This is a genomic window from Gandjariella thermophila (assembly GCF_005405885.1).
In the GTDB taxonomy this organism is placed as follows: domain Bacteria; phylum Actinomycetota; class Actinomycetes; order Mycobacteriales; family Pseudonocardiaceae; genus Gandjariella; species Gandjariella thermophila.
In genome coordinates this window covers 1-5,530 of record NZ_BJFL01000076.1, presented here as the reverse complement: position 1 = coordinate 5,530, position 5,530 = coordinate 1, and the positions used below count along the sequence as shown (strand labels likewise).

General features: G+C 62.8%; 5 protein-coding genes. 2 read left to right on the top strand and 3 right to left on the bottom strand.

Features of this window, described 5'->3' with window-relative positions; all coding sequences use genetic code 11:
- Positions 1–1,561 precede the first annotated feature (1,561 nt).
- Positions 1,562–1,783: a hypothetical protein gene (locus tag FFT21_RS27870; RefSeq protein WP_137816889.1), complete on the top strand. Its 222-nt coding sequence runs from the start codon at positions 1,562–1,564 to the stop codon at positions 1,781–1,783.
- Between the two features lie 264 nt (positions 1,784–2,047).
- Positions 2,048–3,394, top strand: a complete 1,347-nt coding sequence (locus tag FFT21_RS27865; protein ID WP_225978829.1) for an asparagine synthase-related protein — start codon at positions 2,048–2,050, stop codon at positions 3,392–3,394.
- Here the strand turns inward: FFT21_RS27865 and FFT21_RS27860 are convergent.
- From FFT21_RS27860 to FFT21_RS27850, 3 genes are all read right to left on the bottom strand, one after another.
- Entirely contained in the window at positions 3,376–4,314 is a 939-nt protein-coding gene (locus tag FFT21_RS27860; protein WP_225978828.1) for a GNAT family N-acetyltransferase, read from the bottom strand. The two genes, FFT21_RS27865 and FFT21_RS27860, sit on opposite strands and share 19 nt — an antisense overlap.
- 209 nt (positions 4,315–4,523) lie before the next feature.
- The gene (locus FFT21_RS27855) at positions 4,524–5,129 is read right to left on the bottom strand and encodes a ComEC/Rec2 family competence protein (protein WP_137816888.1); all 606 of its coding nucleotides are present in this window, start codon (positions 5,127–5,129) and stop codon (positions 4,524–4,526) included.
- 34 nt (positions 5,130–5,163) lie between these two features.
- Positions 5,164–5,530: transposase family protein (locus FFT21_RS27850; RefSeq protein WP_137816887.1), on the bottom strand; the 367-nt coding region annotated here is incomplete at its 5' end.

Genomic DNA, 5,530 nt, shown 5'->3' with positions numbered 1-5,530 from the left:
CTGTAGTAGACTGGTAACGCAACGGCCCCGCCTGTAAGTCGTGTTCTGTGGTAGGAAAACGATCTTACCTGATCGGGGTCGTTGCCCTACTTTGAGGTGATCAAGCCGGCCTGAATAACGCTCTATCACGACCGAACTTGAGGGATCGGCGTTCTTCCCCCGCAGGAAGCCGCCGCAACAGACCCAGGAACCCGTACCCCTGGTACCTCATACTGGGGCTACGCACCGTACTACCCGTACCCCTGATGGACTCTTACTCAAGCCCAAGTTGGAGGATACATCCGAACGCTCGAACGCTCGAACGACCGTTCGGTCGAACGGCAAAAGGATAGTCACGAGAAATTCGTTTGAGATCTACGAGGATCAGATGGACTCTCTGCGCGATCTCGCCTACCTGCAGAAAAGGGAGGGCAGAGTTGGCAGCATGAGCGCAATGGTACGAGATGCAATAGACAGCTACCTCAAGGACAAGCTCTCCAAAGCCTAGAACCCGAACGACCGTTCGGTCGAACGATCGTTTATCCGAACGACCGAACGATGCATCGTTGCAACGATCCGTCGACACATCGTGCCATCGTAGCAACGGGACTATACAACCCTCTCAAGACTTGCTTATATATCTCCTAGAGCAGACAAGGCAGCCGCCGTCTCCCAGAAATGGTTTGCGACTAAAGACGGACTAGCCTGCCGTGACCGAAGTGACCGAGTAACCGTTGCAACGTGATGCATATAAGCATCTAGGACGCTGGCTCACTACCAGCCAATCCGAGTTACCTCATCGACGAAGTCGATAGGCAGGCAAGGGAACGAGAGAACGAAGGGATCGGAGAATAGGGAAGAACCCCAGGGGTTACCAAGGGGATGGTTTTGTTGTGGGCAAAAACGACCATGCCCTCCCGCTCGTTCCAGATCATGTACCCGGGCAACCCGTACCGGATCGTCATGCCGGGCGTGATACCGGCTCAGGCCGGTACACCAGCCGGTACGGGTTCGGCGAAGGGAGGCGAGTACCGGCCCTACGGGCACTGGAGCTGGAAGGACAAGCCCGCTGCCAGCGGGTTCGGTGGCCTACGTCCGGGGGAGTCAGCCGCGCCTCGGGTGTTCTATCGGCCGTGGTTCATGGGGAGCACGGCGCGGCTGACTCCCCCGTCCTCTCCTTCTACGCCGCAACCAACCGACAACCCGCAGGTGTGCAGTGGCATGGGTGGGTGCTGTTGCCAGGTTGGTCACCATCAGCGGCGGCGTATCCGGAGAGGCCACCCCCACAGGGGGTAATAGTGGCTGCTCGGCTCCTTCCTTCCAGACCTTCCTTCCGCCTCGCAGCAATACGGCGCTAACGCGGTAGCCCTGCCCGCGATAGGGCAGGGGACAGCGGGTACCCCACACCCTGTCGCTTCCTCGCTCCTCCTCAGGCTGTCACACGGCTTCCACAGTCCCGTCAAGGCTGGCCTCCGGCCACCAGCTGCGCCTGGCTTTGCTGCGCTTCGGCCTTGACGGGCCAGTACACCGTGTGGGCTATCAAGAGTCGTCGCGAGGAAGCGACAGAAAGGAGGTGAGAGTCATGCTCTACAAATTGATCCGCATCTACGAGGTGCCGGCCGACTCGTTGGTCGAGGCAACCGACCACTTCCGTGAGGCGCTTGAACTGCACGTTGAGAAGGACTTCCTGGTCCATGACAGGTGGAAGCCGCCCGGTCAATCCTCCGCCAGTACGAAACGTCCTGCACCAAGAGCAGGAATGCCCTGGTGGTTGCGCGTCCTCAGGCAGCAGTTGCTTGGCTGACCACGCCCAGGCAGGCGCCGATAATGCCCGTTGCTGCCCCGGTGTAAAACCGGTTCCGCCCGCAGGGTAGCTGTGCCAGGCTGTGCGTGTTCTCGTTGATCCTCAGGAGGATGGGTGTCGGCAAAGAGCAGTCCGGGAGATGGCAGTCACGGCAGGGGACTCAAGGGCGGTCGGTCGGGAACCGCCGGCCGGCGGAGTAGTCCTGCGCAGTTCTTACGGGACGTGGTGCGTGCGCTGTGGGGGTTGCGGCGGGCCTAGACCGCGGTGCGACAATTACGGCCGGGGTACCGGGGGCAGGACGGCAGGCTCGTTGATGATCCGCTGACCGCCGCGGGCGAGGCACCGTCGGTGGATCTGGACGGGTTGGCGCGGCTGTTCACCGGTCCTGGGTTGTGGGGTGAGTTCACTCCGTCGTCGTTTTTCACCGGCGTCGAGTTGGTGTGGCCACCGGTTACGCCTACGGCGACGAACACGCCGCTGCCCGAGGTCTTCGCCGACGCTGTGGCCGAGCTATGCGCCGACGCTTCGGCGGTCGCAGTGTCGCTCTCAGGCGGGCTCGACAGTCTCGCCGTGCTCACCCATGTGCTGGCGTTGCGACCGCTGCGCCGGGTCCTCGCGTTCGTGGTCGACCTTGTCGATGACAGCGGTATGAGGACTGCCACGTTCGTGCGCGGGCTCTTGGCCGATCTCGATCTCACCGAGCGTGTTCAGCTGGTTGTCGTCGATCCTGCCCACTGCATCACTGAGCCGGCGTGGTCGCCGCATGGTCCACGGCCGGACGCGCTCCCCGTCGTCAACGCGACCGTCGCAAGGTTGGCCGCCGAAGCCGGGGCGGGAGTCCTGTTATCCGGTGACGGTGCAGACGAACTGCTGGCCGTTCCCCGCTTCGCTACCGCACAGGTCTTGCAGCGGTTCGGCATTCGCGGCGCACGACGGTACCTGGCGGACATGGCACAGTCCGGACCGGCCATCTGTGGCGAGTTGCTGGCGATGGCCAGCCACGCGTTGCCGGTGGCGGCTCGCACGCGGCTGTACTGGGCGGCCAACTGGCCCGAGTGGTCTCCGCCAGCCGTATCCGACGTCCTGGCCGAACCGCTGCGCGAGGCGGCACGGGCGTGGGCGCGTGACTGGGTCGATGCCACGCTGCGCGCTCACGCCACAGCCCGTCGATCCTGGGCTAGCGCGGACGCCTTCGATGCGTGGTGGCCCCGCAACTACCGGCCACCAACGGGTTTCCTGCCGGAAGCGTCCCCGTTCCTGCACCCGGATGTCGTCGCGGCGGCCGTGGCACTGCCGCTGGCTACCCGTTACCACCCGGCTGGCGTAACCGCCTACCAGCGAAGCAAGGCCCACGTGATCGAGTTGTTTCCGCCGGCGCTGCGGCCGGGGTTACCTGACCGCAAGCGAACCTACCGAGCCGCGTTGGCCGCCTCGGTTGCCCGGCGATCTGCCACTCCGATCGCCGAAACGATCGGGCTGCTCGACCCAGACGCGGTCGCCCGGGAGACCGACCCGGCAACGCGGATGACGGTGGCGGCGGTGGAGTCCTGGCTTTCCGGAGCGGTCACCGCTGGCATCACCATGCCCTGCGGCTATGGCGTTCGGCGGTAGGAACAGAGCCGGTCAATCTCGGTGAACCCGGCTCGGTCGTACAGCGCGTTCGCCGCACCACGCCCCCGCTCAGGGTCATCGGGTGGGGCGTCGTCATCCACGAACAAGATCACTTCTTGGGCGCCGTGCTCGTGCAGCACCTCCAGCGCCGAACCGAGCAACGGCCAGGCTAGGCCCTTCCCCCGATGCGGGGGCTCGACACCGATCCACCACAGCACACCCACACCGGGAGCGGCCACCGACACCTGGGCGTCACCGAGCAGCGTGCCGTCCGCGTCACGCACCTCGACCCGCCAACCGGGATTCTCTGGATCAGCCTCGACGTGGGCGGCTTGGGTGCGTTGGTCGCGCGGGAGATCGGTCGCCGGCAGCTCGCGACGCATATACCGCCACAAGTCGGCCTCGACGAAGCCGCGGGCCAGCAACGCCCTGCGTGTCGCGGGTCGATGCCGAACCGGAAGCCCTTCCAGCCCCACAGCCAACGCGCCGGCGAACTCGAACGCCGTCACCGATGCGGTATCGCCCAACCGCCCCATCGCGTGATCCAGCAGCGCGTCCACCACGACGGGCTCCTCGCGACCATGCAACCACAAGATCACTCCCGCGCCGTCGCGCGCGCGATGCGCATACGACACCGCCCCACGAATGTGACCCTGGCCGTCACGCAACACGTCGACGGCCAGCCGATCCAGTTCCGCCCACCACCCCGAATCCACCGGTGAGCGGCCCGCAACCGCCTCGGACAGCATGGCCTCGGTGCACATCGGCTGGCCAGGCAGCCGATCCGCGTTGATCACATCCAACACCGCGGCAGCGTCCTGCGCGTCGAACCCGCGCGGCGTGAGCGCGGACCGTGTCAGTGCCATGCCACCAGCCTTCTCTCCCACGATGCGGCGTGGATCGCGACGATGCTCGGTCAATACATGACCGAGGGTAGGCCACCGGGTGTTGGCGAGCCCATCACCGATGGCTACCTGACCTTCAGCGTCTTCTCTGGTCGGTACGACTTCATCCCGGCACCACCTGATCCAGGCTGCCGAGCCTGCGGTGAAAAAGAAGCTACGTTGCCCTCGACATAATCAGTTCGCCCGCCTAGGTCGCTCCGACCCGCGGCCATTTTTCCCACGACTCAACAGATTTCGTGAATTCTGTTGCCATTGCGATCAGTGATCCAGATATCGCCATCACCCCAGATCTTCGCAGTAATTGTTCCATGATACCGAGTAGAAAGGACAGTTGCGCCACGAGCGGCATACTTGTCAGACGCATCAGTGGATGGCTTCTTACCGACAGAGCAAATTACCGCATCCGGCGACATAGCATTCACCGCGCTCTCATGGAAACCCGACTCCCGTCCGTGGTGTGACGCTTTAAGTAGGTCGCACTTGATTGCTTCCGGGCCGGGATTATCGAGAGTCGACTGCCACGCCGCAGCCTCTGCGTCACCGGGAAGAACGACAGCTCGGCCAGCATAGCTGATCTTCAGGACATAGGAACAGTTGTTATAGTCACCGCGCTCGTTACAGTCCTCTATCAAACTCGATGTCGGTGACAGAATCTCGATGCCATCTTCCACCCAATAGCTCGCCGAATCGCCCCGCAAGGCATTGACAACTCTGTGATTTTCTCTTTTAGCTTTACCATCCCTTCCAGGGCCGCAGCCCGCACGCAGCAATTTGTACACAAGCCAGTCGACATATGAATATCTCGACTGCTCGCAATCCTCTTCGATCACCTCCTTGTTGTTCTTTGAGCGTTATTCAGAGCCCTTACCAGCCAAGTCGGTAGAACTCCAGTGCGGTGACGATTCGGATGACATTCGGAAGCTCGGCGAGGCGCCCTCGAAAGCCGGTGGCAAGTATCTTCCAGTTCTTGACATGGGCGATGCATCGTTCGACGGCAGAGCGCAGTGAGGAGATCACCCTGTTGTTTGCCTTGTCGCCGATAGAGAGCTCGCCACCCTTGGGTTTCTTGCGAGGCGTGATTGCGTGAGTTCCCTGGTAGGCAGGGTCAGCGATGACTGGGACATCGGCCAGAAGATCTTCCCAGCCGCACTCAGTAAACGATTTTCGGTCATGCATTGCCCCAGGCAAGGGTATCGATATTCCCAACAGGCCTCCGTTGGTATCGGCGGCA

Excerpts from the sequence above, each read along its gene's own strand:
- FFT21_RS27870 (WP_137816889.1), top strand. The coding sequence starts at position 1,562 with ATGCTCTACAAATTGATCCGCATCTACGAGGTGCCGGCCGACTCGTTG.